We start from the raw sequence: 3519 nt of genomic DNA, 5'->3' as shown, positions 1-3519 counted from the left end.
ATAGCCAGTTGTTCTTTTCATCTCGTCCAATATAGTTCTAATAATTCGTGTGCTGTCTTCTGTATTTTTTGTCGCTCTTCTTTACTTTGGCCACTTACTAATTGCAATTTTTCTTTAAGGTCAATATAAATTGGTTGTTTTATGCTCGAAAGTAAAAGTCCGCCTTTATTGAGTTCTTCTGTAATTTCCTTTTTTAGATTTTCCTTGTCGGTCTGCAAGTCGTCAATGTAATCAAACCCACATTTGATAATTGAATTTGATTTTAATTTTTCAAGTTGTTTGTCAAGGAATGGAAGTCCGTATTTTTTAAAGTCTCCAAAAAATTGTTCAACGGTGTTTGTTGTTGTTTCAACTTGTCCGTTGTGAAAATAGTAAGCGTCTTGAATATTTAACCCACCAGAATTATGTTTTAACACTTTTAAGTCCTGATGTGGATTTAAAAGTCCAATGTTGTAGTGATTTGAAAAAATGTATTCTGGATTTAATCTTGAAGCTATTGAGCAAGCAAAGTTTTTGTCTTTAAGCGTAAAAATTATGTGAAGAAGTTCATAAATGGTCAAATTGTTTACCTGTCTAAGTCTTTGAAAAGTGTAGCAACTATTCTTATATGCCAAGAACTCAAAGTCAGGCAAAATTTCACTTGCTGTCTGAATGAGAATATGTTTAATCTCCCCCTTTTTCAGTTCAGGTGATTTGTCCTGCTTAGTTGTCAACGCTTTTATTTTGTCTAACAAGTTCACTTTTTCTTTGTTGTTTTTGGTCGTCCTATCATTGGCTATAACGGTTGGGTATATGAAAAGTAGCGGCTTAAAATGCCAACACTTTCGGTTAATCACAAATTTTATTAATATGCCAAAACTTCAAATTAAGCACTTAACCCGCTATTTTTTATATACCGTGTGTGTGCCTTGAATGGTGAATATAGACCAAAAAGATGGTCGTTCCAACGGGTGAAAGTCCCTTAAGCGCGGGAGTCGTTACCCGAAGCCAAGCAAGTGGCAAGGTGGTTTACCGCGAGGTATGCACTGAAGTAAGCCAGACTGCGGTGTCTGTACTGACGAACAGGAACTCTATACTGAGGCTATGAGGCTGGATGAGGTAGCACATCATGCCGAAGTCCTAAGCTCTGATTTACAGAGATGAGCCAAAATAGTAGATAGAGCAGCGATAGGCACAAGGATATTCATCTTACCGAGGGAGATCTCTAGATGTCGAGAACATCCAAGAGAAGTCAGCAGAGGTCATAGTAGCTATGAGCAACGAGCCATAAGAACTATGGAGGTCTCACAAAAGTAGTGAAGGACTGAACATTGGATTACGTCCAAATTCGATAGGGAGTACTGTTTTGGTACAGCCTTATCTTAAACGGACAGGGTTAACAAGTAAATGATGATAGAAAAAGTACTCAACCGTAAGAACCTTTATAAAGCCTACCGACAGGTGGTGCAGAACAAGGGTTCGGCAGGGGTGGACGGCATGAATGTGACTGAATTACTTTCCTACTTGGAAGGCAACAGGGACAGGATTGCCACATCCATTCTTAACCATACGTATGTATCAAAACCTATCAAGGGAGTGGAAATTCCCAAGAGTAACGGAAAGACCAGATTATTAGGTGTTCCCACAGTAGTAGACAGGTGGCTTCAACAGGCAGTAAGCCAAGTGCTGATGACCAAGTACGAACTCACGTTCGAGGAACACAGCTACGGCTTCCGTCCCGAAAAGAATATCCACAAGGCAGTTACACAGGCTCTGAAAAACATCAATGATGGCTATCAGGACATTGTGGACATTGACCTGAAAGGATTCTTCGACGAAGTTGACCACTCGACGCTTCTCCAATTGATCTACCAACGGGAAAAATGTCCGACAACTCTCCGTCTCATCAGAAAGTGGCTACGTGCACCCATCCAGACCAACGGAAAACTGCACAGGCGTAGGAAAGGTGTACCACAGGGATCTCCTATCAGCCCGCTTCTGTCCAACATCCTTCTGGATTTATTGGACAAGGAACTGGAAAGGAGAAACCTTAAGTATGTCCGATATGCTGATGACTTCAGCATCTACACCAAGTCAAAGAAGGAGGCTAGAAAAGTGGGTAACGAGATTTATCTTTTTCTAAAAGACAGGCTCAGACTGCCTATAAACAAAGAGAAAAGTGGCATCCGCAGACCCTCTAACTTCGAAATGTTGGGACATGCATTTGTTCCGACATACCAGAAAGGGGTGAAAGGAAAATACCAGTTGGTGGTCAAAAAGAACAGTTGGGAATCACTTAAACGAAAGCTCAAGCAGCTCACCAAGAAAACCAAACCTTACAGCTTCGAGGAACGGTTGAAAAAGTTGGCTGAAGTCTGGCGTGGATGGGTAACCAATTATCGTCTCGCCAGTATTACAGCGAAACTGAAATCAATCGATGAATGGCTTAGAAACCGACTTAGATACTGTATTTGGCATGACTGGAAGAAGCCTGAGCGGAAACGTAAAAACCTGATCAGATTGGGAGTGGATCAAGATCATGCGTATGCATGGAGTAGAACTAGAAAAGGTGGATGGGCAGTAGCTCAGAGTCCAATTCTGATTACTACTATCACTCTGTCACGCCTAAGAAGAAAAGGGTATGAGTCAATGCTTTCCTACTACCTCAAAACGCAACCTACAATCCAGTGAACCGCCGTATACGAGACCCGTACGTACGGTGGTGTGAGAGGCGCACCTCGTCAGTTACAACTGGCGAGGCCGTCTACTCGATTGGCAGTAGTTATTTATTTTTTCGGATTTATCTTCGGAATCTCAAAATTTCCAACTTTCATTATTAGACTATTCTTATTTTTTTTCAGATTTTCAAAAAATTCCGATATTTCATTTTCATAAGCTCTTTTGCTTACAGAAAAAAGCAATAATCCTTTCGTTTTTTCAGTTTCTATATTTGTATATCTATAAATATTTCTCTCTACAACCAACAATTTTTTTCCGTCTTCAGAACTTACACTCATTATAAAGTCAATTATTGTTTCTCCGTCTTTTTCTAAAACTGTAAAATTTATTATTGGATTAGTTTCTTTCGCTTTTTCAAGTTCTTGAATTTTTTGATTTACTAAATCTTTTACTTTAAACTCTCCTTTTAGAAAGTCAATTGTAACCATTGATTTGAATTTCTCAAGAGTTTGCTCTTTTGTTAAATATTCTTGTTTATAATAAACTTCATTTGGGTGCGAACTCCATACTAAATTATAATTCTGATTGTCGAATTTTATTGTTTTTTCCGTTTCAAGATAATTTTCAACATTTTGAGAATTCACAACAATTGATAAAAAAAGCAAAAGTGTTGTAACTATTAATTTATTCATATTTTTCTATATTATTTTCTGGTTTTATTTTGGTTTTTAATTACTGCCAACGTTGATGTGTATGGACCGTTGCGTGTCTCACACACGAACCTATCCAAATATAGACAAACTTTTGAGGATTGCTATAATATTCCAAAAAAGCACAGACCCAGCAATGGTCTATACACGG

Annotated in this window: 3 protein-coding genes; 1 reads left to right on the top strand and 2 read right to left on the bottom strand. The window is 38.6% G+C overall.

Annotation, left to right across the window (positions count from 1 at the left end; all coding sequences use genetic code 11):
* Nucleotides 1-17 precede the first annotated feature (17 nt).
* On the bottom strand, nucleotides 18-836 hold the full coding sequence (locus tag BVH04_RS24850) for a hypothetical protein (protein ID WP_086544157.1): 819 nt from the start codon (nucleotides 834-836) through the stop codon (nucleotides 18-20).
* Nucleotides 837-1386: 550 nt separating this feature from the next.
* On the opposite strand from BVH04_RS24850, the gene ltrA reads away from it, so the two are divergent.
* Nucleotides 1387-2670: a group II intron reverse transcriptase/maturase gene (ltrA, locus tag BVH04_RS24845; RefSeq protein ID WP_240511062.1), complete on the top strand. Its 1284-nt coding sequence runs from the start codon at nucleotides 1387-1389 to the stop codon at nucleotides 2668-2670.
* Between the two features lie 95 nt (nucleotides 2671-2765).
* Here ltrA and BVH04_RS24840 read toward each other — a convergent pair whose 3' ends face one another.
* Nucleotides 2766-3350, bottom strand: coding sequence for a hypothetical protein (locus BVH04_RS24840; RefSeq protein WP_140160671.1), 585 nt, complete (start codon nucleotides 3348-3350; stop codon nucleotides 2766-2768).
* Nucleotides 3351-3519 lie beyond the last annotated feature (169 nt).

The organism is Algoriphagus antarcticus, from assembly GCF_002150685.1.
In the GTDB taxonomy this organism is placed as follows: Bacteria; Bacteroidota; Bacteroidia; order Cytophagales; family Cyclobacteriaceae; genus Algoriphagus; species Algoriphagus antarcticus.
Note: the sequence above shows the minus strand (reverse complement) of the source record. Positions and strands in the feature narration are given on the sequence as shown.

Excerpts from the sequence above, each read along its gene's own strand:
- BVH04_RS24840 (WP_140160671.1), bottom strand. The coding sequence starts at position 3,350 with ATGAATAAATTAATAGTTACAACACTTTTGCTTTTTTTATCAATTGTT.
- ltrA (WP_240511062.1), top strand. The coding sequence starts at position 1,387 with ATGATGATAGAAAAAGTACTCAACCGTAAGAACCTTTATAAAGCCTAC.